Here is a 25,312-nt window from a genome sequence, read left to right as displayed (position 1 = left end):
CCAGCGTCGGCAGTTGCCGCCTGCAAGTCAAGGCGCAGCGAAAAAGCGATTGATACAGTGTGCAACAGAGCTGGCGCCCTGCTCATCGTCCAGATGCAGATGATGACCGCCGTCAAGCTGCACCACCTCGAAAGGCAGCCCGGACAGCACCTCCTGACTCTTCACCAGAATACCGTCCGCCGCGACCACCAGTTGCGTCGGACAACGGATGCTATGGACGAAGGCCATTGCCTGTTGCCGGGTAAGACGTGTCGCGGATGGCAGGGTCAGGCGGCGATCGCTGCGCCACGTATAACCGCCCGGTACCGGCATCAGACCGCGTTGTGCCAGTAACTCCGCCGCTTCGCGACTGACCGCGAGCACACCCTTCATGCGCGCCTGAATCGCTCGCTCCAGATCTTCGTAGACCGGCTTCTTCTTCCCTGACAGCCTGAGCTGCGCTTGCATGGCAGCGCCCATGCGCTCAGCGGCCGAGTCAGGATCGCCGGTCAGAGGAATAAGACCATCGATCAGTGCCAGACGCGTGACACGTTCTGGTAACGACCCTGCAAGCAGCACTGAAATGATTGCACCCAGCGAATGCCCCAACAGAGCGAAACGCTGCCAGCCCAATTGTTCCGCCACCTGCAACACATCAAACACATAGTCGGCCAGCGCGTAGGAAGAGCCGGCAGGACGGTGAGCGGAATGACCATGCCCGGCCAGATCGAGTGCCACGATGCGCAGCCCTTCCAGACGCGGAGCCAGCCGGGCAAAACTGTTGGCATTGTCGAGCCAGCCATGCAGCGCAATCACCGGCTGACCGTCTTCGGGGCCAGACAGGTGGGCAGCCAGTTCGATGTGGCCGAGACTCAGGCGCACTTCCTCGACCGGCAACGTCATGCGTGTGCCCGTTGCAGGCGTCGAGCCTCCCAGCGGGTGAATAGCGACTTGAGTAATTGCGCCGTTTCATCAGGGCGCTCAAGTGGAAACATATGCCCTCCCGGCATGGACAGGTATTCGCCTTCGCGCATGCGCCTGGCCAGATAGCCATGATGCGGCATGATCACCCGGCTGTGTCGGCCACGCACCATGGCCAGCGGTACCTTGAGCTGCCTTGACGGAATCGGACTGGTATGAGGAATGCTGCGGTAGATACTGATCTCCGTCGCCGGGTCGAAGCGCAGGCGCAACTGCTCGCCATCCGGCCTCAGGCCATGCTGCAGATAAGCGGTCAGACAGTCGGGGTCGAAGCGGCGAAACAGCGTCTTTCCGGAGAAGTAGGCACGGGCCGAGTCCAGATCATCAAACGCCTCGCGCCGGCCCAGGGTGCGAGCCGCTGGCGTGATGCGATCAATAAACCCCAGGCGCTTGGCGGCACGTATGAACAGTTGATCGGCCAGCCCCAGTACCGGCGAATCCAGCATCACCACACCGCGATAGAGTTCCGGGCAGCGCAACGCGGCATGCAGATGCAGCACCCCGCCCAGCGAATGCCCTACTCCCCACACCGGCCCTGCCTGCTCGCGAAGATGGTGAAGCAGCTCATCGACCAGGTTCAACCAGTTGTCATTTACCGGGAAACGCGGATCGTGGGCATGCTGCTCAAGGTGAGCCACAGAATATTCCGGCGCCAGTGCAGAAAACAGCTTGCCGTAAGTCGCTGAAGGAAAGCCATTGGCGTGAGCAAAGAACACAGGTTGCGACATGCCAATACTTCCATGGGCGGTATGAACCTCGATTGTGCGCACTTGCTCCGAAGCACGGCAATGACTGGAACCGCCATCGCAGGTGTCACTCCGGCCATCCTCGGCACTCATCCATGAACAGGCGAACGCCATCAGCGCGCGGGAGGCTCCTGGCCATGTGGCACGACCGCCACTGTCAGGCGCGAAATGCAGCTCAGCTTGCCTTCCTCGTTGCTGATGCGGATATCCCATACATGCGTTGTCCGGCCTATGTGCACGGGCCTCACGACGCCGGTGACACGCCCGGCACGCACGCCACGCAGATGGTTGGCGTTGACCTCCAGGCCCACACAGAAATACTTGCCTGAGTCGACGACCAGATAACTGGCCATCGAACCCAGCGATTCGGCCAGCACCACCGAGGCACCACCATGCAACAGCCCGAACGGTTGATGGGTACGCTGATCGACCACCATGCTGGCGGTGAGCGAGTCGTCAGTGAATGACTCGAAGCGAATATCCAGCACTTCGCCGATAGTGTTTTTCTGGGCCACCATAAGGGCTTCGATATCGGGAGCCTGATGCCATATGCTCATGTTCAGTCCTTTTCCGGAGTGTCACCTGCGCATCGAGAACGCTGGCGTTTGATTGCTGTGCCTGAAACAGAAAAACCGGCTTCAAGCGTCCGTTCAGACATGCCGAACACTGTTGAGTGTCATGCCACCGGCAATGGCAAACTCGCCTTCAAGCTCTGCCAGGCTGGCGGTGCTCATCGGCTGAGCCTGCTGCACACTACCGTGCGCAAGCACGCCGATCAGTTCGCCCACCAGCGGCTGGTGGCTGACCAGCAGCACTTCATCCACACCAAGCTTATCAAGCTGTTCCAGCACCTGCCGTGGCGTGCTGTCGGGCGTCAGCCAGGGCACGGTGGTCACCGGCTCGCTGAAACCCAGCGACTGACGGACCAGCTCGGCTGTCTGCTGCGCGCGAACGTAGGGACTGGCGATTATCCGCTGCACCGCCTTGTCACTCAGATGAACCGCGCTCTTGAGCACTTCCTCACGGCCATGGACGGTCAATTCCCGCTCGGCATCGCTGCGCGCCCTTGATTGCGCCTCGCCGTGGCGCAGCACCCAGACCTTCACAGCTTTGGCTCCTCATCGCGCACCGGGTGCGGCGCTTGCGCGACAGCATGCGCCGCCTCGCCTTCCGGAGCTCGGGGGGTTGGCCAGTCGGCAAACGGCCAGGGCTTCTGGTCACTGTGAAACGTACCGAAACGCCCGATCTGCGCCAGATACTGGCTGAGGCTGTCGCCAAAATTCATCAGGCTGCCACTGGGCGCAGCGTAAATCAGGCGATAGCCCAACTGCACTAGAATCACGCCCGCCAACACTATCTGGGCGACGTGCCACACGCCCAGAAACAGCAGCATCCACAGAATGCGTAACAGAATCGACTCGTTGTTGTGGATTTTCGACTCGTTCAAGAGGTTCTCCCTGATCAGACTGAATTCAATTAAAGCCGGTAATGGAGATGAAATCGACGTCCGTCTTCGGCTCGGCACGCATCAACGCTTCGATGACCTGACTGAGCGTACGGCCTTCAAAAAGGATCGCATGCAGCCCGGCGACCAGCGGCATGTAGACCTGCACTTCCTGAGCCTTGACCTTGAGCACCTTGAGCGTGTTCACGCCCTCCGCCACTTCGCCCAGACGGGTCACCGCCTCATCGAGCGTCAAGCCCTGGCCCAGCGCGAAGCCGACCTGATAATTACGGCTTTTCGGTGATGAGCAGGTGACGATGAGGTCGCCCACTCCTGCCAGGCCGAGGAAGGTCATCGGGTTGGCGCCCTGGCTGACCGCGAAGCGTGTCATTTCTGCCAGAGCACGAGTGATCAGCATACTCTTGGTGTTCTCGCCCATGTCCAGCGCCACTGCCATGCCGGCAATGATCGCGTAGACATTCTTCAACGCCCCGCCCAGCTCGACGCCAAAGCGGTCGGTGCTGGCATAGACGCGAAACGTGCGACCGTGCAGCGCGGCCTGAACCTGCTGGCAAAGCGCCTCGTCTTCGCTGGCGACCACGGTGGCAGTCAACGCATGCTCGGCGATCTCGCGGGCCAGGTTGGGGCCGGACAGCACGCCAATACGCGCTTGCGGGACGATTTCTTCAAGGATCTGGCTCATCAGCTTGAAGCTCTGCGCTTCAATACCCTTGGTCAGACTGACCAGCATCTTGCCATTCAGGCGCTCGACATGCGGCGACAGCACCGCGCGCAGGGCACTTGAGGGCAAGGCGACGAAAATCAGTTCGCTGCCCTCAAGCACAGCGGTCAGATCGGTGACCGGCTCGACTTCCGGGCGGACCTTGATGCCCTTGAGGTAGCGGGGATTCTCGCGATTCACACGAATCGACTCCGCCTGCTCCGGATCGCGCATCCACTGACGAACCTGATGACCATTCTCGGCCAGCAGATTTGCGATGGCAGTACCGAAGCTGCCACCACCAAGAACCGCGACTGGTTGCTGTGTGGTCATAAAAACTATCCATCCAGAGCCGTTAAAAGGCGATGCGGGCATTATACGGAGCGCCACGCTATCAGCCAGCGGCCATGCACAACAACTTGCTGGCGGAAACCCGGGCCATCTCGGTTAACATGCGCACAACCCGCATGAACTATCACTACGGTCGGTTCCCTTTTTTGCGTGCGAGCTTGCTGCGCGCCGGGACCGATACGCGACCACCGAGCACACAGGCATGGAAGCATCAATCGGATTTCAGGCGTATTGCCTTGTACGCAAGGCGAGCAGCCAATGACATTTCGTCATTGGGACATCAATACCCGCACCCAGGTCATCAGCCTCGGCCCGGCCCTGTTGCTGACGGTGCTGCTGATCAGCTTCTTCACCTTCGTACGCATTCAGGATTTACGCCAGGAGCTCAATCACACTGGGCAGCTCATCGCCAACCAACTGGCTCCGGCCACTGAACCCGGCGTGACTGCGGACGATATCGACGGCCTGAAGGCCCTGATGCGCGCAACCCTGTCGATGCCCAACGTCCGCTACGTGGAAATTCAGGACAGTTCCAATACGGTACTGATCTACATCGATCAACCCCGCGAAGACGAGCAGCAGACCCGGCAAATGGAAATATTCCAGGCGCCTATCTATCGCCAGCACACGGCGGCCCGTGGCCGTCAGGCGGCCAGCAAAAAGACGCCGGACAGCGCCTCGCAGGACTATCTGGGAAGGGTTCTGGTCGGCATGTCCAATGAAGCATTCAGCCAGCGCCAGCAGGAAATTCTTCTCAAGGCAGCAGTCCTGGCCCTCTGCGCGTTGCTCTTTACCTTCCTGCTCGCCCGGCGTCTGGCGCAGAGCCTCTCCCGCCCCATCAGCGCGATGGGTGAAGCCCTCAAGGCCATTCAGCAAGGCGACTACCACACTCCACTGCCCGTCAGCGACGATGCAGAACTGGGCGCACTGGCACGGCATATCAATAATCTGGCAGAAAATCTGCACCGTGCCAGCCTTGAGCAGCAACGCTCGGTGGCGCAATTGATCCAGGCGCGTGAAGAGGCCGAACAGGCCAACCGCGCCAAATCGGATTTTCTGGCAATGATGAGCCATGAACTGCGTACTCCCATGAATGGCGTGCTAGGCATGTTGCAGCTCATGGAAACCACCCGCATGACCAACGAGCAGAGCGAATATGCGACGCTGGCAACCGAGTCCACGGAACACTTGCTGCGGGTCATCAACGACATTCTCGACTTTTCCCGAATCGAACGCGACGCGCTGCAAATGGAAGGCATCGCGTTTAACCTCGCGGAACTGGTCAGCGCTTCGACCCATGCATTCAACCACAGCGCCATGCAACGCAAATTAACGCTCAAACTGCATATTCAGCCGGGGCTGGAGGCGCTGACGGTCGTGGGCGATCCGACGCGGATTCGGCAGATTCTGGTGAACCTCATCGGTAACGCGCTCAAGTTCACCGAGCAGGGAAATGTCTGCGTGGAGGCCGAGTGGGCAATGCTCGACAACGACCACCTGCGCTTCACCTGCACCGTGCATGACAGTGGCATCGGTATTGAGGCCGACCGGCTGGAGTCCATGTTCGATGCTTTCAAGCAGGCAGACAGCTCGATTTCCAGGCGCTATGGCGGAACCGGACTGGGGCTGCCGATTGCCCGCACACTCGCCGAACGCATGGGTGGCACCCTGCGGGCCAAAAGCCAGGAAGGATCAGGCTCGGTCTTCACCCTGCAAATCCCGCTGACTGTGTCGCACAACCTGCCGGCGGCTGTCAGCGAGCAACCTTCTACACTTGGCGAGCACGATGGACTGCGCAAAATACTGCTGGTCGAAGACAACCCGGTGAACCGCACCGTGGTCCAGGCCATGCTGCATCATATGGACTGCGAGGTGGACGTGGCGGTCGATGGCGCGGAGGCCGTCATGAAGGCCGGCACGGGGCATTACGCTTTGATTCTGATGGATTGCCGACTGCCGGTCATGGACGGCTACGAGGCAACGCGACGAATCAGGCAACTTTCCGGGCCTGATCGAATCCCAATCATTGCCTTGACTGCCAACGCATTGCAGGGTGACCGGGATGCCTGTTTACAGGCAGGCATGGATGACTACCTGGCCAAGCCGTTCAAACATGCTGATTTACAGAAGGTTTTGTTGCGTTGGATGGCCTTTCGGGCACCTGCGACTGGCGATAAATGTTAAATTGCGGCAGTCTTGGCAGCCGGATGGACCTGTAAAATCGGCCGGACGACAAAATTCAGTGCACAGGTGTACTTTGATTTCGCCTGAGCTGTGACTTTCATTACAACGCAACAGTCTATGAGTAGGCTGCCGGACAGGGCTCTGGTGAACCAGTCCTCCGGGACCGGCTTCAGGCCAATGGCGCTCGAACCTGCCGAACACGATTATTGAGGAGCTCGCATGACCAAACAACACGCCTTTACCCGGGAAGACTTGCTGCGCTGCAGTCGTGGCGAGCTGTTCGGCCCAGGTAACGCGCAACTGCCCGCCCCCAACATGCTGATGGTTGATCGCATTACGCACATCAGCGAAGAAGGCGGCAAGTTCGGCAAGGGTGAGTTGGTCGCTGAACTCGACATCACGCCTGACCTCTGGTTCTTTGCCTGTCACTTTGAAGGTGATCCGGTCATGCCAGGCTGCCTGGGCCTCGACGCCATGTGGCAACTGGTCGGCTTCTATCTTGGCTGGCAGGGCAACCCCGGCCGCGGCCGCGCCCTGGGTTCAGGCGAAGTGAAGTTTTTTGGCCAGGTCCTTCCGACCGCCAAAAAAGTCACTTACAACATTCATATCAAACGCGTCCTGAAGGGCAAGCTGAACCTGGCCATCGCCGACGGTTCGGTGAGTGTCGACGGTCGCGAAATTTATACCGCCGAAGGCCTTCGGGTCGGCGTATTTACTTCCACTGAAAATTTCTAAGGGTACTCGCATGCGCCGCGTCGTTATCACTGGTCTGGGTATTGTTTCCTGCTTGGGCAATGACAAAGAAACCGTCACCGCCAACCTGCGTGCTAACCGCCCTGGCATCCGCTTCAACCCGGAATATGCTGAGATGGGTCTGCGCAGCCGGGTGTCCGGGTCCATCGACCTGGACCTGGAAGAACTGATCGATCGCAAGATCTTCCGCTTTGTCGGCCATGCGGCTGCTTATGCCTATCTGGCGATGAAAGACGCCATTACCGACTCGGGCCTGACCGACGAGCAGGTGTCCAATGTGCGTACCGGCCTGATCGCCGGTAGCGGCGGCGCTTCGACCCTGAACCAGATGGAAGCGCTGGACATCCTGCGCGAAAAAGGCGTCAAGCGCGTCGGTCCATACCGCGTCACGCGGACCATGGGCAGCACCGTTTCGGCTTGCCTGGCCACCCCCTTCAAGATCAAGGGTGTGAACTACTCCATCTCGTCCGCTTGTGCCACCAGCGCCCACTGCATCGGCAATGCTGTCGAGCAGATCCAGCTGGGCAAGCAGGACATCGTGTTTGCCGGTGGTGGTGAAGAAGAGCACTGGAGCCAGTCGTTCCTGTTCGACGCCATGGGTGCATTGTCTACCCAGTATAACGAAACACCGGAAAAAGCCTCCCGTGCCTACGACGCCAAGCGTGACGGTTTCGTCATTGCCGGTGGCGGCGGCATGGTCGTTGTCGAAGAGCTGGAACACGCTCTGGCACGCGGCGCGAAAATCTACGCTGAAATCGTCGGTTACGGTGCTACCTCCGACGGCTACGACATGGTTGCGCCGAGCGGTGAAGGTGCCATTCGCTGCATGCAGATGGCGCTGGCCGGTCTCGACAAGAAAGACGTCGATTACATCAACACCCACGGCACCTCGACCCCGGTTGGCGACGCCAAGGAAATGGACGGTGTACGCGAAGTATTCGGCTCCCATGCCCCGGCCATCAGCTCGACAAAGAGCCTGTCCGGCCACTCGCTGGGCGCTGCAGGCGTTCACGAAGCGATCTACTGCCTGCTGATGATGGAGAACAACTTCATCGCAGGTTCGGCCAACATCGACGAGCTGGACCCGGCGATTGCCGACATGCCTATCCTGCTCAAGACCAAGGAAGATGCGAAGATCGATCTGGTCATGAGCAACAGCTTCGGCTTCGGCGGTACCAACGCCACGCTGGTACTGAAGCGCTGGGCGGGCAAGTAATACGGCTTTTGCAACCCATAAAAGAGGCGCCTTTCGAGGCGCCTTTTTTGTGACTCGGGCAAGGCATTACAGTCCTGCACAGCGCAGCACGCTAGTGTTCCTTCGGACACTCCGCGTCACGCATCTACGTTGCGCCGCGCACTTGGCATCAGACGCGAAGCAGCAACTTCTCAGCCGAACACTTCGCCCAACAGATCATGCATCGACTTGAACGCACGCCCTGCCACTTTGGCGTCGTACATCATCATGCCCGGCACGTTGGCGTGCGGATCGGTGAATGAGTGAAATGCGCCGCCGTAGCTGTGCAGTTGCCAGTCCACGCCAGCAGCGTTCATTTCATCCTCGAAAGCCGGCAGTTGCTCTTTCGGCACCAATGGATCAGAAGCGCCGTGCAAGACCAGCACCGAGCCTTTGATGTTGTGTGCATCAGCCGGGTTCGGCGTATCCAGCGTGCCGTGGAAGGAAATCGCGGCTTTCAGCTCAGCACCGGTACGCGCCAGTTCCAGCGAGCAGCAGCCGCCAAAGCAAAAACCGAAGGTTGCGATTCGACTTACATCCAGTGAAACATCCGCCTGACTCAACAACTGATCGAGACCTGCCTGCATACGCTTGCGCAGCAAACCACGATCGTTCTTCAGCGGCGTCATGGCGGCACCCGCCTCGTCGTTGTTACTCGGGCGAATCTGCTGACCATAAAGATCAGCCAGCAACACCACATAGCCCTTCTCGGCCACTGCTTTGGCAATGTCTTCGGCGCCCTGGCTGACACCCATCCAGTTGGGCGCCATCAGCAGACCGGGCTGTGGCGCAGCAGCGTTGGCGTCGTACACCAGACGGCTTTCGTAAGGCTGACCATCAATCTGATAAACCACAGAACGTACATTGATATTGCTGCTCATTGCTGACTCCTGATCACTGGAAAAAGGAAAAAGGAAAAACGTGTCACGGAAATTAAAACAAAAAACCCGCCGAAGCGGGTTTCTTGTCAATCGGCTATCAAACCGACAGTTCTACCAACAACTTGTTCAAACGGCGTACATAGGCCGCCGGATCTTTCAGGCTGTCGCCAGCAGCCAGAGCCGCCTGATCGAACAGGATGTGCGACAGATCGCCGAAGCGTTCTTCACTCTGCTCTGCGTCCAGCTTGCCGATCAGCGGGTGAGCCGGATTGAATTCGAAGATCGGCTTCGATTCAGGAACCTTCTGACCGCTGGCTTCCAGAATCTGACGCATTTGCAGACCCATGTCCTGCTCGCCAATGGCCAGAATGGCTGGCGAATCGGTCAGACGGTGCGAAACCCGCACTTCACTTACCGCATCACCGAGCGCGGCTTTCAAGCGCTCGATAAGACCTTCCTTGTCCTTGGCGATCTCTTCCTGTGCTTTCTTGTCCTCTTCAGAGTCAAGATTGCCCAGATCCAGATCTCCACGCGCCACGTCGACAAAGCTCTTGCCGTCGAAATCGCTGAGGTAGCTCATAAGCCACTCGTCGATACGGTCGGTGAGCAACAGCACTTCGATGCCTTTCTTGCGGAAGACCTCAAGGTGCGGGCTGTTCTTGACCTGCGCGTAGGATTCACCGGTGAGGTAATAGATCTTGTCCTGGCCTTCCTTGGCACGCGCCAGGTACTCAGCCAGAGACACACTCTGCTCGCCGCTGTCGTCGGAAGTCGATGCAAAACGCAGCAGACCGGCGATTTTTTCCTTGTTGGCGAAGTCTTCCGCCGGCCCTTCCTTGAGGACCTGGCCGAAGTTTTTCCAGAAACCCTTGTACTTCTCGGGCTCGTTTTTCGCCAGTTTCTCCAGCATGTCCAGCACGCGCTTGGTCAGCGCCGACTTCATCGAATCGATGATCGGATCTTTCTGCAGGATTTCGCGGGAAACGTTCAGCGACAGGTCATTGGAATCGACCACGCCCTTGACGAAGCGCATGTACAACGGCAGGAACGATTCGGCCTGGTCCATGACAAACACACGCTGCACATACAACTTCAGGCCGCGTGGCGCTTCACGCTGATACAGATCGAACGGGGCACGTGCAGGTACGTACAACAGCGAGGTGTATTCCAGCTTGCCTTCAACCTTGTTGTGGCTCCAGCTCAGCGGGTTCTCGTAGTCGTGGGCGACGTGCTTGTAGAACTCCTGGTACTCCTCGTCCTTCACTTCAGTGCGTGGACGGGTCCAGAGTGCGCTGGCGCGGTTGACGGTTTCCCATTCCAGCGCAGGTGCTTCCTCACCCTCGGCGGCCGCAGCCTGCTCTTTGGGCAGTTCGATCGGCAAGGCGATGTGGTCGGAGTATTTCTTGATGATGTTGCGCAGGCGGTAACCGTCTGCGAACTCTTCTTCACCGTTTTTCAGGTGCAACACGATACGCGTACCGCGCTCGGCCTTTTCGACGTTGGCGACTTCAAACTCGCCCTCACCTTTAGAAGACCAGTGAACGCCTTCGCTGGCGGGCGAACCGGCGCGACGGCTGAACACTTCGACTTGGTCGGCAACGATGAATGCCGAGTAAAAGCCCACGCCGAACTGACCGATCAGGTGCGAATCCTTTTTCTGGTCGCCCGACAGGTTTTTCATGAAGTCGGCGGTGCCCGACTTGGCAATGGTGCCCAGGTGGGTGATCACATCTTCACGGCTCATACCGATGCCGTTGTCTTCAAGGGTAACGGTCTTCGCGTCCTTGTCGAAGCTCACGCGGATCTTCAGTTCTGCGCCGTCACCTTCCAGCAACTCAGGCTTCGACAACGCTTCAAAACGCAATTTGTCGACCGCGTCAGACGCGTTCGAGATCAATTCGCGAAGGAAGATTTCCTTGTTGGAATACAGCGAATGGATCATGAGGTGCAGCAGTTGCTTTACCTCGGTCTGGAAGCCCAGGGTTTCCTTTTGAGTTTCCACACTCATAATCATCAAACTCCGATCTGGATGGCATAAGCCGTCACGTTGAGGCATCGGCCTGCATGACAGCGGGTAGTCATCAAGGTGGGGGCTGGGTTGAGGATTTCAAGAGCAAAAAATGCCCGGAGGCTGATTCATGCATCGAAAAACGACGCGAAACGGGTTGATCGACACCTCCCTGCAACGGTCGCGATCCAGTCAGGTTCGCTGGCCTGTAACGCCCATGGAACAACCGTCTCCGATATTCTGCTCGTGCCTGGAACTTAAAGGCTTGGCGCACGCTCTTAGGCTCGTGAATACTTAATAAGGAGAAACACCCCATGCGTAAAACTTTAGCCTATGCCTTGATGCTTTCTGCCACCCTGGGCCTCGCCGCCTGTGACAAGAAATCCGAAAACACTCAGCAAGATGCCAACAAGGCAGCTGAGCAGTCCCAAGAGTCGATGGCAAAGGCTCAGGACAAAGTGAATGACGCGGCCAAGGAAAGCCAGGAAGCCGCCCAGAAAAACGCGGAAGCCGCACAACAGCGCGCCGCAGAAAACGCCAACAAGGCGCCAGAAGCAGCTCCAGCCACCAAATAAGGCTGGCGAGTTCGCTGAATTGAAAAGGCCCGCTTCGAGCGGGCCTTTTCATGTCATGCGTTTTGTCAGTTAGCCAAGGCTGGCATTCCGGCAGTTCACGCCAGTGCTTCGCTGCGTTTGCCCATAACCCTGTCCACCAACACAGCACCCGCCAGGGTGATAACCGACGGCACCAGCCACGCCAGCCCCTGATCACTCAGTGGCAGACTGGTCAGCACGTCCGGCAGATACTCACCGAAGCCTGCGCCCTTCAGCGCGTCGATCAGGCCGAAAATCAAAGACACCAGCATCACAGGCGCAACGACCCGTCCCTGGCTCTGCCAGAGCCCCTTACAGAAGCTCAGCGCGACCAGAACGATGCACGGCGGGTAGATCGCGGTAAGCACCGGAATCGAAAACTGAATCAGCCGGGTCAGGCCCAGATTGGATACCAGCAACGAGAACACCGCCAGAATAATCACCAGCGTCCGGTAGGACAGTGGCAGTACCTTGGCGAAGTATTCAGCACAGGCGCAGGTCAGACCGACCGCCGTGACCAGACAGGCCAGAGAGATCAGTACCGCCAGGAACCCGCTGCCCAGCGAACCGAAGGTATGCTGCACGTAGGCGTGCAACACGGCTGCGCCATTGCTTGCACCTGCCGCAACGGCGTGACTGCCGGAACCCAGGCGGAACAGGCTGACATAGACCAGCGCCAGCCCTACCCCTGCAATCAATCCAGCGATGATCGCGTAGCGCGTGATCAGCCGTGGCGACTCGACGCCGCGCGAGCGGATGGCATTGACGATGACAATGCCGAAGACCAGCGCCCCCAGGGTGTCCATGGTCAGATAACCATTGATGAAGCCCTGAGAAAACGGTGCGGCGGCATAAGCGGGCTCAGCCTGCCCTGTTCCACCGGCGGGCAAGGCAAATGCTGCAATGCCCAACATCGCCAGGGCGAGGATTTTCAGTGGCGCCAGAAAACGTCCCACGGTATCGAGCAGACGACCGGGATACAGCGAAACCCAGAACACCACCAGGAAATACACCAGGCTATAGAGGAACAACGCCATCGGGCTGTCGCCGGTCAGCGGTGCCAGACCCACTTCGAACGAGACGGTGGCGGTACGAGGCGTCGCGAACAGCGGACCGACCGCCAGATAGCACACAGCAGCAAGCGCGCCGCCGGCCACTTTGCCGATAGGGCTACTCAACGCATCCATCGCGCCACCGACCCTGGCTAGGGCGATTACAGTGACCACCGGCAAGCCGACGGCGGTAACCAGAAAGCCGAGCGCGGCGATCCACACATTCGGCCCGGCCTGCAGGCCCACGATAGGCGGGAAGATGATATTGCCAGCCCCGACGAACAGGGCGAATGTCATGAAACCAAGTGCCAGGATGTCCTGGCCTTTCAACACTTTCATTGCGAGGGACCACACGGAATCGAGATAAGGGATGGGACGCCACCCATGAATGGGGCAGACGCAGCCCGTCGGCGTAAGACGTGGCAGTACCTTGCGAACCGCCCCTTTTGAGGGCAACGCAAAAATGGCGCATAGGGTAGCCAACTTCGACCAAAAATGCACTGCCTCAGGGCGCGCGGTGCAATAACTGGCGGTCGAAGCAACTGCCATACGCTTTGAAATACCTGACAGACCGCCCGCGCATTAGGCGGCTTATGTCCATGCCCGATCTGTGCGCGATATCGACGACACAGGAGCAGATAAGGGAATTGACTCGTCAGCAACGGGGCGACGAATAACGATGTATGTGTGAAACGGGCTGGAGGATTCCCGCCGGCTTTTCATACGCCCAAACAAAAGCCACCCGAAGGTGGCTTTTGTCGATCGCCGGAACAAGCAAGCGAAGCTTGTCTGTTCAGCAAGCAGCGAAGCTTACTTGGTCGGCCAACCGGTCAGCTCGGCCAGGGCCTTGCCGATGTCTGCCAGGGAGCGCACGGTTTTTACGCCAGCGTCCTGCAGTGCAGCGAATTTCTCGTCTGCAGTACCTTTACCACCGGAGATGATTGCACCGGCATGGCCCATGCGCTTGCCCGGAGGAGCAGTCACACCAGCAATGTAGGAAACAACCGGCTTGGTCACGTGTGCCTTGATGTAGGCAGCCGCTTCTTCTTCAGCCGAACCGCCGATCTCGCCGATCATGACGATCGCTTCGGTCTGCGGGTCTTCCTGGAACAGCTTCAGGATGTCGATGAAGTTCGAGCCAGGGATCGGGTCACCGCCGATGCCGACGCAGGTGGACTGACCGAAACCGGCGTCAGTGGTCTGCTTCACAGCTTCGTAAGTCAGGGTGCCGGAACGCGACACGATGCCTACTTTGCCTGGCAAGTGAATGTGACCTGGCATGATGCCGATCTTGCACTCGCCCGGAGTGATGACGCCTGGGCAGTTAGGGCCGATCAGGATCACACCCAGCTCGTCGCACTTGACCTTGGCTTCCAGCATGTCGATGGTCGGGATGCCTTCGGTGATGCAGACGATCAGCTTGATGCCGCCGAACGCTGCTTCAAGGATGGAATCCTTGCAGAAAGGAGCCGGAACGTAGATAACGCTGGCGGTTGCGCCAGTGGTTTCTACCGCTTCTTTCACAGTGTTGAACACTGGCAGGTTCAGGTGCGTGGTGCCGCCCTTGCCTGGTGTCACGCCGCCGACCATTTTAGTGCCGTAGGCAATGGCTTGTTCGGAGTGGAAGGTACCTTGCGAACCAGTGAAACCCTGGCAGATAACCTTGGTGTCTTTATTGATCAGGACGCTCATTACTTGCCCTCCGCGGCTTTGACAACTTGTTGAGCAGCGTCGGTCAGGCTGGTAGCAGCGATGATGTTCAAACCGCTTTCTGCCAGTACTTTAGCGCCCAGTTCAGCGTTGTTGCCTTCAAGGCGCACAACAACCGGGATTTTCACGCCGACTTCTTTCACTGCACCGATGATGCCTTCGGCAATCATGTCGCAACGAACGATGCCGCCGAAGATGTTGACCAGTACTGCCGCGACATTGGTGTCGGACAGGATGATCTTGAACGCTTCGGTAACGCGTTCCTTGGTGGCACCGCCGCCAACGTCAAGGAAGTTTGCAGGCTTGCCGCCATGCAGGTTGACGATGTCCATGGTACCCATGGCCAGGCCAGCACCGTTGACCATGCAACCGATGTTGCCTTCCAGCGCGACATAGTTCAGTTCGAACTTGGCAGCGTGAGCTTCGCGAGGATCGTCCTGCGAAGGATCGTGGAAACCCTTCAGCTTTGGCTGACGGTACATGGCGTTGGCGTCGATGTTGATCTTGGCGTCCAGGCAATGCAGATCGCCATCAGCCTTGATCACCAGCGGGTTCACTTCGAGCAGGGCCAGATCGTGGTCCTGGAACAGTTTGGCCAGACCGGTGAAGATCTTGGCGAACTGAGTGACCTGCTTGCCTTCCAGGCCCAGCTGGAAAGCCAGATCGCGACCCTGGAATGGCTGAGCGCCAACCAGAGGATCGATAGTAGCCTTGAGAATCTTTTCAGGAGTGTCGTGAGCGATCTTCTCGATGTCCACGCCACCTTCGGTGGAAGCCATGAACACGATACGACGGCTGGAACGATCGACCACAGCGCCCAGATACAGCTCTTTGGCGATATCGGTGCAGGACTCGACCAGGATCTTGGTCACTGGCTGACCGTTGGCGTCAGTCTGGTAAGTGACCAGACGCTTGCCCAGCCACTGTTGAGCGAAGGCTGCTGCATCTTCCTTGCTGCGAACCAGCTTTACGCCGCCCGCTTTACCACGACCACCTGCGTGAACCTGGGCTTTGACAACCCACTCGGTCCCGCCGATCTTGTCGCAGGCTTCTGCTGCTGCTTCCGGGGTGTCTACCGCGTAACCCTTGGATACTGGCAGGCCGTACTCAGCGAACAGCTGCTTACCCTGATACTCGTGAAGATTCATGCTTATTACCGTCTTCGTTTAGGTACTGCGCATTCGGTGCTGCACGTCAGCGTGCCGCACCACCTGTGACCGCTACTCCGGGTGGACTCCACACGTGCCGTAGGCACTCATGGCGCCGCCTGAGAGGTCGAGTCCGGCGCAGATTCCGCGGTAAGCCCTGCTTGCAAGGCTCACGACGGGCACTGCGCCGTGGTTTCTCTTGTTGTCTTAACGCTTTTTGCGATTCTGGATGTGGATGGCACCGCCATTCACAGCCAATGCAGCTTCGTGCAGCGCTTCGGACAGCGTCGGGTGCGAGAAGACCATCATGCCGATGTCTTCTGCACTGCTGCCGAATTCCATAGCGATTGCGCCCTGCTGTACCAGTTCGGCAGCGCTCGGGCCAATCACATGAACACCCAGGACACGGTCGGTCTTGGCGTCAGCAATGATCTTGACGAAACCACCGGTGTCGTTGGCTGCCATGGCACGGCCACTGGCTGCAAACGGGAACGTACCGACATTGACTTCAACGCCTTCGGCCTTGAGGGTCTGTTCGGTCTTGCCTACCCAGGCGATTTCCGGGTGGGTGTAGATAACCGACGGAACCAGGTTGTAGTTCATCTGGGCCTTGTGGCCCTTGATGCGCTCGACAACCATGATGCCTTCTTCCGAAGCCTTGTGGGCCAGCATCAGGCCACGAACCACGTCACCGATGGCATAAACGCCCGGGACGCTGGTGGTGCAGTAGTCATCGACGTAGATGAAGCCGCGCTCGTCGAGATCGACGCCACTGTCGGCTGCCAGCAGATCGGTGGTCACAGGGCGACGGCCAACGGCCACGATCAGACGGTCAAAGGTGATCGACTGTTCGCCGGCAGCGTCGGTATAGCTGACAACCACTTCTTCGCCATTAACCTTGGAACCGGTCACGCGAGCGCCCAGCTTGATGTCCAGACCCTGCTTGTTGAAGGTTTTCAGTGCTTCCTTGGAAACCGCTTCGTCAGCTGCAGGGATGAACTTCTCCAGCGCTTCCAGAACGGTAACCTGAGCACCCAGGCGAGCCCAGACAGAACCCAGTTCCAGGCCGATCACGCCAGCGCCGATCACGCCCAGACGCTGTGGAACCTGTTGGAATTCAAGAGCACCGGTCGAATCGACGATGACTTTCTGGTCAACCGGAGCTGGCGGAATGTCGATAGGACGCGAACCCGAAGCCAGGATCACATGGTCCGCTTCGATGATTTCGACAGTACCGTCGGCCGCGGTCAGCTCGACCTTCTTGCCGGCCAGCAGTTTGCCGTGGCCCTGCAAAGTGGTCACGCCATTGGCTTTGAACAGGCTGGCGACGCCGCCGGTCAGGCCTTTGACGATGGTCGACTTGCGGCCGATCATGGCCGGTACATCGATGTTCACTTCAGACGTCGAGATACCGTGCACGCTGAAACCGTTCTTGGCTTCGTAGAATTTCCAGGAGCTGTCGAGCAGTGCCTTGGAAGGAATGCAACCCACGTTCAGGCAGGTACCGCCGAGGGCCAGTTTGCCCTCCTTGTCCTGATACTTCTCGATGCAGGCAGTCTTGAGACCAAGTTGCGCAGCCTTGATGGCGGCAACATAACCGCCAGGGCCTGCGCCAATCACTACCACGTCGAATTTCTGGGACATAAAAAAGAATTCCTCTATAGCTGCGAGCTTTAACCTGCAAGCTGCAGGCAGGTCTGTGATGCTTTACAGACGAGCGTTGCAACCTGTTCATTAGATGTCATCTGCAAGACCCGGGCGGTGCGACAGACTGCGCTCTTGCGCAGCCTGTCGCGTTCAGCCCGGGACTGCGTCATCAAATATCCAGCAGCAGACGAGCCGGATCTTCCAGCAGGTTCTTGATGGTCACGAGGAAGGTTACCGCTTCCTTGCCGTCGATCAAACGGTGATCGTAAGACAGCGCCAGATACATCATCGGGCGAATCACAACCTGACCGTTGACTGCCATCGGGCGCTGCAGAATGTTGTGCATGCCCAGAATTGCAGCCTGTGGCGGGTTGACGATCGGTGTCGACATCATCGAACCGAAAGTACCACCATTGGTGATGGTGAACGTACCACCGGTCATTTCATCGATCGACAGTTTACCGTCACGGGCTTTCTTGCCGAAGGTGGCGATGCCGCCTTCGATTTCGGCCAGGCTCATGTGTTCTGCGTTACGCAGAACCGGCACAACCAAGCCGCGATCGCTGGAAACCGCTACGCCAACGTCAGCGTAACCGTGGTAAACGATGTCGGAGCCGTCGATCGAAGCGTTGACTGCCGGGAAGCGCTTCAGCGCCTCGGTAGCGGCCTTGACGAAGAACGACATGAAGCCAAGGCGAACGCCGTTGTGCGACTTCTCGAACAGGTCCTTGTACTTCGAACGCAGCGCCATGACTTCAGTCATGTCGACTTCGTTGAACGTGGTCAGCATCGCCATGTTCGACTGGGCTTCGACCAGACGCTTGGCAACGGTTGCACGCACGCGAGTCATCGGAACGCGCTTCTCGGTGCGATCACCTGCGGCAACAACAGGAGCAGCGGCGGCGGCAGGCTTGGCAGCAGGAGCAGCGGCAGGAGCGGACTTCTTCGCTTCAACAGCAGCAACGATGTCTTCCTTGGTGATGCGGCCGTCTTTACCGGTGCCCTTGACGCTGGCCAGGTTGATGCCGTTTTCTTGAGCCAGTTGACGCGCAGCAGGCGCAGCAATCGGGTCTTCTTCGCCAGCAGCCGCAGCCGGTGCAGCGGCTGGTGCCGAAGCAGGCGCAGCAGCAGGTGCCGAAGCAGCCGATGCTGTAGCACCGTCATTCAATGTCCCAAGCACTTCGTTGGACAGTACGATGGCACCCTCTTCCTTGGTGATCGCACCCATCACGCCGTCAGCTTCGGCCAGCACTTCGAGGACAACCTTGTCAGTCTCGATATCGACCAGCATCTCGTCGCGCTTTACCGCATCGCCCTCTTTTTTGTACCACTTGGAAATGGTGCCGTCGGCAACGGATTCCGGGAAAGAGGGGGCTTTGATCTCGATAGCCATTATCTGTAATTCCTTAATTCGGTTTCTAATGCTCGAAGGCGTTAAACAGTGAAGGCATCGCGCAGGAGTTTTTCCTGCTGCTCGGCGTGCATCGAAGCGTAGCCACAGGCTGGCGCAGCGGAGGCATCACGACCGGCATACTCGAGAACGAGTTCGCGTTTGTGATTGCCCATGCTGCGACGCAGATGGTGCTGGCTGCTGTACCAGGCGCCCTGGTTCATCGGCTCTTCCTGACACCAGACCACATGTTGCAGGTTGGTGTAAGGCGCGATGGTTTCCATCAAGTCATCTTCAGGGAACGGGTACAACTGCTCGAGGCGCACGATAGCGATGTCTTCACGGCCTTCGGCACGACGTTTTTCCAGCAGGTCGTAGTAAACCTTGCCGCTGCACAGCACCAGACGTGTGACCTTGGCCGGATCAAGCGTATCGATTTCCGGAATAACGGTCTGGAACGAACCTTCGGCCAAGTCTTCAAGGGTCGAAACGGCCAGCTTGTGACGCAGCAGCGACTTCGGTGTCAGCACGATCAGCGGTTTGCGCAACGGACGGATGACCTGACGACGCAACAGGTGGTAGATCTGCGCCGGCGTCGTCGGTACGCACACCTGAATGTTGTGCTCTGCGCACAATTGCAGATAACGCTCCAGACGTGCCGAGGAATGCTCCGGCCCCTGCCCTTCGTAGCCGTGAGGCAAGAGCATGGTCAGACCGCACAGACGGCCCCACTTGTGTTCGCCGCTGGTGATGAACTGGTCGACAACCACCTGGGCACCGTTGGCAAAATCGCCGAACTGGGCTTCCCAGATAACCAGCGCATCAGGCTGGGTAGTCGAATAACCGTACTCGAACGCCAGCACGGCCTCTTCCGACAGGAACGAGTCGTACAGGTCGAAACGCGGCTGACCGGAATACAGATTCTGCAACGGAATGTAAGTCCCGGCGTCTTTCTGGTTGTGCAGAACAGCATGACGGTGCGAGAACGTACCGCGACCGATGTCCTGACCTGTCATGCGGATCGGATGACCTTCGAACGCCAGCGTGGCGTAAGCCATGGTTTCGGCGTAACCCCAGTTGATCGGCAAGCCACCGGCCTGCATCTTCTGACGGTCTTCGTAGATCTTCTGCACCTGACGCTGCACGACGAAGCCTTCCGGCAGCTCCATCAGCTTGGCCGACAGTTCCTGCAAGGTCTTCAGATCGAAGCGGGTGTCATGACGCGCAGTCCAGGCATGGCCCAGATAAGGGCGCCAGTCGACGAACAATTCCTTGTTCGGCTCCTTGACCAGGCTTTTGACGACGTGCAGACCGTTGTCCAGCGCGCTGCGGTAGTCATCGACCTTGGCCTGAACGCGGGCCTCGTCGAGAACGCCGGTCTTGATCAGATGCTCGGCATACAGCTCACGCGTGGTGCGCTGTTTGGTGATCTGCTGGTACATCAAAGGCTGAGTGCCGCTAGGCTCGTCAGCTTCGTTGTGACCGCGACGGCGGTAGCAGACCAGATCGATGACGATGTCGCGCTTGAACTGCATGCGGTAATCGATCGCCAGCTGGGTGACAAACATCACGGCTTCCGGATCATCGCCATTCACATGGAGGATCGGCGCCTGAATCATCTTGGCAACGTCGGTGGCGTACTCGGTGGAACGCGAGTCCAGCGGGTTGCTGATGGTGAAACCCACCTGATTGTTGATAACGATGTGGATCGTGCCGCCCGTCTTGAAGCCGCGAGTCTGCGACATCTGGAAGGTTTCCATGACCACGCCCTGACCGGCAAAGGCCGCGTCGCCGTGGAGGGAAATCGGCAGAACCTTGTCGCCGTTCGGATCGTTGCGACGATCCTGACGTGCACGAACCGAACCTTCGACCACCGGAGAAACGATCTCCAGGTGAGACGGGTTGAAGGCCATGGCCAGGTGAACTTCACCGCCTGCGGTCATGACGTTGGAAGAGAAACCCTGGTGGTATTTGACGTCACCCGAACCCAGCTCCACTTTCTTCTTGCCTTCGAACTCGTCGAACAGGTCGCGCGGGTTCTTGCCGAAGGTGTTGACCAGCACGTTCAGACGGCCACGGTGGGCCATCCCGATCACAACTTCCTTGGTGCCGTAGGACCCGGAACGCTGAATCAGCTCGTCGAGCATCGGGATCAGGCTTTCGCCGCCTTCCAGACCGAAACGCTTGGTGCCCGGGTATTTGGTGCCCAGGTATTTCTCAAGACCTTCCGCTGCGGTGACGCGCTCCAGCAAGTGGCTCTGGATGTCGGCCGAGAAGTTCGGACGGCCGCGAACACTTTCAAGACGCTGCATGAACCAGTTGCGCTGCTCGGAATCCACGATGTGCGTGAACTCGGAGCCGATGGTGCGACAATATGTCTGCTGCAACGCTTCATGAATTTCGCGTAGGCTCGCTTCCTCTTTGCCAATGAACAAGTCACCGGCACGGAAAGTCGTGTCCAGATCGGCATTGGTCAAGCCGTAATGGTTAATCGACAGATCGGCAGGCGCAGGACGCTGCCACAGGCCCAGCGGATCGAGCTGAGCAGCCTGATGGCCACGCATCCGATAAGCCTGGATCAGTCGCAGCACTTCAACCTGCTTCTTCTCGTGCTCGCTGCTCACACTGCCGGCGGACACCGGTTGAGCGCGGCGCTGGTTTTTGGCCAGCAACACGAAATGATCGCGAATAGTCGAGTGCGATACATCAGTGGCAGAGCTGCCGTCTGCTGGCAACTTCTGAAAGTAGGTGCGCCATTCTTCTGGCACAGCGTTAGGGTCGTGCAGGTAGAGCTCATAGAGCTCTTCCACATAGGCAGCGTTACCACCGGATAGGTGGGCACTGTTCCACATGCGCTGCATCACGCTTTCTTGCATGCTTGGTCACCCTCGGTAAGGGGACACCACCGGCGAAGACACCAGAGCAATCCTGAAATAGTCGTGTGCAGCGACTGTATCAAGTCACCAGGGATCACGCAGATAGTCCGGGTACCAGCCCGGATGCCCCTGCTGGTCTCATTTCTTCAAAATAAGAGCCGCAGCTTTCAAGCTACTGCTCAGGTTAAAACTACGGCGCCGGTTGAAGCCTGCGCCGCAGCCATATCAGTGCAACGGTGTAACAGATAAAGCGATAAATCAGACGCCGTTTTGCAACAACATGTTGCGGACGTGACCGATAGCCTTGGTTGGGTTAAGGCCTTTCGGGCAAACGTTGACGCAGTTCATGATGCCGCGGCAGCGAAACACGCTGAACGGATCATCGAGCGAAGCGAGACGTTCGCTGGTGCGAGTGTCACGGCTGTCAGCCAGGAAGCGATAGGCTTGCAACAGAGCTGCCGGGCCGAGGAACTTGTCCGGGTTCCACCAGAAGGACGGGCAGGAAGTCGAGCAGCAAGCGCACAGGATGCACTCGTACAGACCATCGAGCTTTTCGCGTTCTTCCGGAGTTTGCAGACGTTCGATGGCCGGAGCCGGCGTGTCATTCTGCAGGAACGGCTTCACCTTCTCGTACTGCTTGTAGAAGATGCTCATATCGACGACCAGGTCACGAATGACTGGCAGGCCGGGCAGCGGACGTACGATCAGCTTGCCCTTGGCAACCACGGCAGACAGCGGCGTGATGCAGGCCAGGCCGTTCTTGCCGTTGATGTTCATGCCGTCGGAACCGCACACGCCTTCACGGCACGAGCGACGGTACGAAAAGCCTTCATCCTGCTCTTTGACCAGGGCCAGCACGTCCAGCACCATCAGGTCCTTGCCACCGGTATCGACCTGAAACTCCTGCATGAACGGCGCAGCGTCCTGATCAGGGTTGTAACGATAAACACTGACTTGCAACATATCGGTCACCCCTTAATAAGTCCGGATTTTAGGTTCAAAAGTCGGGACGGTTTTCGGCGAGAAGTTCACGGCACGCTTGGTCACACGCTTGTCAGCCGGGAAATACAGGGTGTGGCACAACCAGTTCTCGTCATCGCGATCTTCAAAGTCTTCACGGGCATGAGCGCCGCGGGACTCTTTACGATGTTCTGCTGCAATCGCCGTGGCTTCGGCAACTTCCAGCAGGTTTTGCAATTCAAGCGCTTCGATACGGGCAGTGTTGAATGCCTGGCTCTTGTCGTTGATCTTGACGTTGGCGATACGACCACGCAGGTCAGCCAACTGGGCAATACCCTTCTGCATGTATTCGCCAGTGCGGAACACACCGAAGTAGTTCTGCATGCAGCTTTGCAGCTCTTTACGCAGCGAAGCAACGTCTTCACCGGTAGTACGCTCGTTCAGGCCGGCAAGGCGTGCGAGAGCAGCATCGATGTCGGATTCGGAAGCGCGGGCATAATCGACGCCTTCACGCAGCGCCTGCTCCAGGTGGATGCCTGCAGCACGACCGAATACCACCAGATCGAGCAGCGAGTTGCCGCCCAGACGGTTGGCACCGTGAACCGATACGCACGCCACTTCACCTACCGCGAACAGACCCGGGATGATCTGGTCAACGCCAGCCGCATCCTGAGTGATCGCCTGACCATGAATGTTGGTAGCAACGCCACCCATCATGTAATGGCAGGTAGGAACAACCGGAATCGGCGCGGTTGCAGGGTCGACGTGGGCGAATGTCTTGGAAAGCTCCATGATGCCTGGCAGGCGGCTGTGCAACACTTCTTCACCCAGGTGATCGAGCTTGAGCATTACGTGATCGCCATCCGGACCACAGCCGTTACCGGCAATGATTTCCTTGACCATGGAACGCGCAACAACGTCACGACCGGCAAGGTCCTTGGCGTTCGGAGCATAACGCTCCATGAAACGCTCGCCGTGCTTGTTGATCAGGTAACCGCCTTCACCGCGGCAGCCTTCGGTGACCAGTACACCTGCGCCGGCGATGCCGGTCGGGTGGAACTGCCACATCTCGATGTCCTGCACCGGCACACCGGCGCGCAGCGCCATGCCGATACCGTCACCGGTGTTGATCAGGGCATTGGTGGTCGACGAATAGATGCGACCTGCACCGCCGGTTGCCAGCACGGTAGCGTTGGCGCGGATGTAGGAGGTTTCGCCTGTTTCAATGCAGATGGCAATGATGCCGACAAAGGCGCCATCCTGATTCTTCACCAGGTCCACTGCGTAGTATTCGTTGAGGAATACGGTGCCAGCCTTGAGGTTGGCCTGATACAGGGTGTGCAGCAGCGCGTGGCCGGTACGGTCGGCAGCAGCGCACGTACGTGCAGCCTGACCGCCTTTACCGAAGTCCTTGGACTGACCACCGAACGGACGCTGATAGATGCGGCCCTGCTCGGTACGGGAAAACGGCAGGCCCATGTGCTCGAGCTCGAAGACCGCTTCCGGGCCTACTGAACACATGTACTCGATAGCGTCCTGGTCACCGATGTAATCGGAACCCTTGACGGTATCGTACATGTGCCAGCGCCAGTCATCGTTCGGATCGGCCGAGGCGATTGCGCAGGTGATGCCACCCTGGGCAGATACGGTGTGCGAACGGGTCGGGAAGACCTTGGTGACCACGGCAGTCTTGTGACCACCTTGAGCCAGCTGCAGCGCAGCGCGCATGCCGGCACCGCCGCCACCAATGATGATGGCGTCGAAAGAAAGCGCATTAATATTAGCCATGGATCAGATACCCCAAAGAATCTGCACGCCCCAGACGAAGTAGGCGAACATCAGAACGCCGCATACCGCCTGGAACAGGAAACGTACCGCAGTGGCGGACTTGCCAAGCGCCATCGGCGTCAGGTAGTCGGTCGCGATGGTCCACATGCCGACCCAGGCGTGAGCGCCAAGGGCAACAAGCGCCAGCAGACTGAAGATACGCATTCCGTTGTGTGCGAACAGATCATGCCATTGGGCGTAACTCAGACCCGGATGAAAGACCACGTATCCGATCAGGAATATGAAATAAGCCGCGAGCACGACTGCGGAGACGCGTTGCGCCATCCAGTCGTAGAGACCCGAACGCGACAGGTTCGTGACGTTGGTTACCATATCCATACTCCTGCCAGAAGAATCAGTACCACGGAAACCGCGATAACGATTTTGGAGCCCAGCTTGCCGCCTTCGAGCGTCTCGCCTACCCCGGTGTCCATGATCAGGTGACGGATACCGGCCACCAGGTGGTACAGCAAGGCAGACAGAAGCCCCCAGACGATCAGCTTGGCCAGCGGACTGGTCAGATACGCCTTCACTTCGCCGAACCCTTCTTCGGACGCCAGCGACTTGTCCATTGCATACAGCATGATTGCAATACCGACAAAGAGGATGACACCGGAGACGCGGTGAAGGATGGACGTGTAAGCGGTGACTGGGAGCTTGATGGTCCTTAGGTCTAGATTTACAGGTCGTTGGCTATTCACGGCTTTTTTTCACACTTGAAGAGCCCCTAACAATCAGGGCAAGTTGTTGGGAAGTGCACTGGTCAGGTACCCACCACCCAGGAAGTGACGACCCCCTTGAAACAGGCCAAAAAGCCTCTGGCGGTC

General features: G+C 58.4%; 22 protein-coding genes. 4 read left to right on the top strand and 18 right to left on the bottom strand.

Annotated features, from left to right (window positions below):
• Positions 1–27: 27 nt before the first annotated feature.
• The 6 genes from N018_RS09315 to N018_RS09290 form a co-directional block, all read right to left on the bottom strand.
• Positions 28–882 (bottom strand): alpha/beta hydrolase, encoded by an 855-nt coding sequence (locus N018_RS09315; protein ID WP_025389398.1) that lies wholly within the window; start codon positions 880–882, stop codon positions 28–30.
• Positions 879–1,688 (bottom strand): alpha/beta fold hydrolase, encoded by an 810-nt coding sequence (locus tag N018_RS09310; RefSeq protein WP_024647145.1) that lies wholly within the window; start codon positions 1,686–1,688, stop codon positions 879–881. Before N018_RS09310 ends, N018_RS09315 begins: the two co-directional genes overlap by 4 nt.
• A 131-nt stretch (positions 1,689–1,819) precedes the next feature.
• The gene (locus N018_RS09305) at positions 1,820–2,263 is read right to left on the bottom strand and encodes a hotdog fold thioesterase (protein WP_024647144.1); all 444 of its coding nucleotides are present in this window, start codon (positions 2,261–2,263) and stop codon (positions 1,820–1,822) included.
• 93 nt (positions 2,264–2,356) lie between these two features.
• Positions 2,357–2,812 (bottom strand): phosphohistidine phosphatase SixA, encoded by a 456-nt coding sequence (gene sixA / locus N018_RS09300; protein ID WP_024647143.1) that lies wholly within the window; start codon positions 2,810–2,812, stop codon positions 2,357–2,359.
• Positions 2,809–3,153, bottom strand: a complete 345-nt coding sequence (locus N018_RS09295; protein WP_024647142.1) for a DUF4389 domain-containing protein — start codon at positions 3,151–3,153, stop codon at positions 2,809–2,811. Before N018_RS09295 ends, sixA begins: the two co-directional genes overlap by 4 nt.
• Before the next feature lie 25 nt (positions 3,154–3,178).
• A complete protein-coding gene (locus N018_RS09290) occupies positions 3,179–4,204 on the bottom strand; it encodes an NAD(P)H-dependent glycerol-3-phosphate dehydrogenase (protein WP_025389397.1) in 1,026 nt (341 codons plus the stop codon).
• A 276-nt stretch (positions 4,205–4,480) separates the two neighbouring features.
• On the opposite strand from N018_RS09290, the gene N018_RS09285 reads away from it, so the two are divergent.
• From N018_RS09285 to fabB, 3 genes are all read left to right on the top strand, one after another.
• A complete protein-coding gene (locus N018_RS09285) occupies positions 4,481–6,406 on the top strand; it encodes an ATP-binding protein (RefSeq protein WP_025389396.1) in 1,926 nt (641 codons plus the stop codon).
• Between the two features lie 219 nt (positions 6,407–6,625).
• Entirely contained in the window at positions 6,626–7,141 is a 516-nt protein-coding gene (gene fabA / locus N018_RS09280) for a 3-hydroxyacyl-[acyl-carrier-protein] dehydratase FabA (protein ID WP_005738075.1), read from the top strand.
• Positions 7,142–7,151: 10 nt separating this feature from the next.
• Entirely contained in the window at positions 7,152–8,375 is a 1,224-nt protein-coding gene (gene fabB / locus N018_RS09275; RefSeq protein ID WP_025389395.1) for a beta-ketoacyl-ACP synthase I, read from the top strand.
• Between the two features lie 170 nt (positions 8,376–8,545).
• Here the strand turns inward: fabB and N018_RS09270 are convergent, their stop codons facing one another.
• Both N018_RS09270 and htpG read right to left on the bottom strand, forming a co-directional pair.
• Positions 8,546–9,274 (bottom strand): dienelactone hydrolase family protein, encoded by a 729-nt coding sequence (locus N018_RS09270; RefSeq protein ID WP_024647138.1) that lies wholly within the window; start codon positions 9,272–9,274, stop codon positions 8,546–8,548.
• A gap of 97 nt (positions 9,275–9,371) precedes the next feature.
• The gene (gene htpG, locus N018_RS09265; protein ID WP_024647137.1) at positions 9,372–11,282 is read right to left on the bottom strand and encodes a molecular chaperone HtpG; all 1,911 of its coding nucleotides are present in this window, start codon (positions 11,280–11,282) and stop codon (positions 9,372–9,374) included.
• 314 nt (positions 11,283–11,596) lie between these two features.
• Here htpG and N018_RS09260 point away from each other — a divergent pair, with 314 nt between their 5' ends.
• Positions 11,597–11,857 carry a hypothetical protein gene (locus tag N018_RS09260; protein WP_024647136.1) on the top strand — a complete coding sequence of 87 codons (261 nt, stop codon included), beginning with the start codon at positions 11,597–11,599 and terminating at the stop codon, positions 11,855–11,857.
• Positions 11,858–11,952: 95 nt separating this feature from the next.
• Here the strand turns inward: N018_RS09260 and brnQ are convergent, their stop codons facing one another.
• The 10 genes from brnQ to sdhC all read right to left on the bottom strand — a co-directional run bounded on the left by brnQ (position 11,953) and on the right by sdhC (position 25,186).
• Positions 11,953–13,266: a branched-chain amino acid transport system II carrier protein gene (brnQ, locus tag N018_RS09255; protein WP_024646008.1), complete on the bottom strand. Its 1,314-nt coding sequence runs from the start codon at positions 13,264–13,266 to the stop codon at positions 11,953–11,955.
• A gap of 471 nt (positions 13,267–13,737) precedes the next feature.
• Complete coding sequence (gene sucD, locus N018_RS09250; RefSeq protein ID WP_024646007.1) at positions 13,738–14,619, bottom strand: succinate--CoA ligase subunit alpha; 882 nt, start codon at positions 14,617–14,619, stop codon at positions 13,738–13,740.
• On the bottom strand, positions 14,619–15,785 hold the full coding sequence (sucC, locus tag N018_RS09245) for an ADP-forming succinate--CoA ligase subunit beta (RefSeq protein ID WP_002552981.1): 1,167 nt from the start codon (positions 15,783–15,785) through the stop codon (positions 14,619–14,621). Before sucC ends, sucD begins: the two co-directional genes overlap by 1 nt.
• A gap of 207 nt (positions 15,786–15,992) precedes the next feature.
• Positions 15,993–17,429, bottom strand: coding sequence for a dihydrolipoyl dehydrogenase (gene lpdA / locus N018_RS09240; RefSeq protein ID WP_024646006.1), 1,437 nt, complete (start codon positions 17,427–17,429; stop codon positions 15,993–15,995).
• Positions 17,430–17,601: 172 nt separating this feature from the next.
• Positions 17,602–18,825, bottom strand: coding sequence for a 2-oxoglutarate dehydrogenase complex dihydrolipoyllysine-residue succinyltransferase (gene odhB, locus N018_RS09235; protein ID WP_025389394.1), 1,224 nt, complete (start codon positions 18,823–18,825; stop codon positions 17,602–17,604).
• 41 nt (positions 18,826–18,866) lie between these two features.
• On the bottom strand, positions 18,867–21,698 hold the full coding sequence (locus tag N018_RS09230; protein ID WP_024646004.1) for a 2-oxoglutarate dehydrogenase E1 component: 2,832 nt from the start codon (positions 21,696–21,698) through the stop codon (positions 18,867–18,869).
• A gap of 258 nt (positions 21,699–21,956) precedes the next feature.
• A complete protein-coding gene (locus tag N018_RS09225) occupies positions 21,957–22,661 on the bottom strand; it encodes a succinate dehydrogenase iron-sulfur subunit (protein WP_024646003.1) in 705 nt (234 codons plus the stop codon).
• Positions 22,662–22,673: 12 nt separating this feature from the next.
• Complete coding sequence (sdhA, locus tag N018_RS09220; RefSeq protein WP_024646002.1) at positions 22,674–24,446, bottom strand: succinate dehydrogenase flavoprotein subunit; 1,773 nt, start codon at positions 24,444–24,446, stop codon at positions 22,674–22,676.
• 3 nt (positions 24,447–24,449) lie between these two features.
• Positions 24,450–24,818 carry a succinate dehydrogenase, hydrophobic membrane anchor protein gene (sdhD, locus tag N018_RS09215; RefSeq protein ID WP_024646001.1) on the bottom strand — a complete coding sequence of 123 codons (369 nt, stop codon included), beginning with the start codon at positions 24,816–24,818 and terminating at the stop codon, positions 24,450–24,452.
• Positions 24,812–25,186: a succinate dehydrogenase, cytochrome b556 subunit gene (gene sdhC / locus N018_RS09210; RefSeq protein ID WP_024646000.1), complete on the bottom strand. Its 375-nt coding sequence runs from the start codon at positions 25,184–25,186 to the stop codon at positions 24,812–24,814. The genes sdhD and sdhC overlap by 7 nt, the downstream gene beginning before the upstream one ends.
• Positions 25,187–25,312: the final 126 nt, after the last annotated feature.

Source organism: Pseudomonas syringae CC1557 (assembly GCF_000452705.1).
Classification (GTDB): Bacteria; Pseudomonadota; Gammaproteobacteria; order Pseudomonadales; family Pseudomonadaceae; genus Aquipseudomonas; species Aquipseudomonas syringae_F.
Note: the sequence above shows the minus strand (reverse complement) of the source record. Positions and strands in the feature narration are given on the sequence as shown.

What these genes read in the sequence shown, in the direction of transcription:
- N018_RS09315 (WP_025389398.1), bottom strand. Translation starts at nt 882, where the DNA reads ATGACGTTGCCGGTCGAGGAAGTGCGCCTGAGTCTCGGCCACATCGAA.
- N018_RS09310 (WP_024647145.1), bottom strand. Translation starts at nt 1,688, where the DNA reads ATGTCGCAACCTGTGTTCTTTGCTCACGCCAATGGCTTTCCTTCAGCG.
- N018_RS09305 (WP_024647144.1), bottom strand. Translation starts at nt 2,263, where the DNA reads ATGAGCATATGGCATCAGGCTCCCGATATCGAAGCCCTTATGGTGGCC.
- N018_RS09290 (WP_025389397.1), bottom strand. Translation starts at nt 4,204, where the DNA reads ATGACCACACAGCAACCAGTCGCGGTTCTTGGTGGTGGCAGCTTCGGT.
- N018_RS09285 (WP_025389396.1), top strand. Translation starts at nt 4,481, where the DNA reads ATGACATTTCGTCATTGGGACATCAATACCCGCACCCAGGTCATCAGC.
- fabA (WP_005738075.1), top strand. Translation starts at nt 6,626, where the DNA reads ATGACCAAACAACACGCCTTTACCCGGGAAGACTTGCTGCGCTGCAGT.
- fabB (WP_025389395.1), top strand. Translation starts at nt 7,152, where the DNA reads ATGCGCCGCGTCGTTATCACTGGTCTGGGTATTGTTTCCTGCTTGGGC.
- N018_RS09270 (WP_024647138.1), bottom strand. Translation starts at nt 9,274, where the DNA reads ATGAGCAGCAATATCAATGTACGTTCTGTGGTTTATCAGATTGATGGT.
- htpG (WP_024647137.1), bottom strand. Translation starts at nt 11,282, where the DNA reads ATGAGTGTGGAAACTCAAAAGGAAACCCTGGGCTTCCAGACCGAGGTA.
- N018_RS09260 (WP_024647136.1), top strand. Translation starts at nt 11,597, where the DNA reads ATGCGTAAAACTTTAGCCTATGCCTTGATGCTTTCTGCCACCCTGGGC.
- brnQ (WP_024646008.1), bottom strand. Translation starts at nt 13,266, where the DNA reads ATGAAAGTGTTGAAAGGCCAGGACATCCTGGCACTTGGTTTCATGACA.
- sucD (WP_024646007.1), bottom strand. Translation starts at nt 14,619, where the DNA reads ATGAGCGTCCTGATCAATAAAGACACCAAGGTTATCTGCCAGGGTTTC.
- sucC (WP_002552981.1), bottom strand. Translation starts at nt 15,785, where the DNA reads ATGAATCTTCACGAGTATCAGGGTAAGCAGCTGTTCGCTGAGTACGGC.
- lpdA (WP_024646006.1), bottom strand. Translation starts at nt 17,429, where the DNA reads ATGTCCCAGAAATTCGACGTGGTAGTGATTGGCGCAGGCCCTGGCGGT.
- odhB (WP_025389394.1), bottom strand. Translation starts at nt 18,825, where the DNA reads ATGGCTATCGAGATCAAAGCCCCCTCTTTCCCGGAATCCGTTGCCGAC.
- N018_RS09230 (WP_024646004.1), bottom strand. Translation starts at nt 21,698, where the DNA reads ATGCAAGAAAGCGTGATGCAGCGCATGTGGAACAGTGCCCACCTATCC.
- N018_RS09225 (WP_024646003.1), bottom strand. Translation starts at nt 22,661, where the DNA reads ATGTTGCAAGTCAGTGTTTATCGTTACAACCCTGATCAGGACGCTGCG.
- sdhA (WP_024646002.1), bottom strand. Translation starts at nt 24,446, where the DNA reads ATGGCTAATATTAATGCGCTTTCTTTCGACGCCATCATCATTGGTGGC.
- sdhD (WP_024646001.1), bottom strand. Translation starts at nt 24,818, where the DNA reads ATGGTAACCAACGTCACGAACCTGTCGCGTTCGGGTCTCTACGACTGG.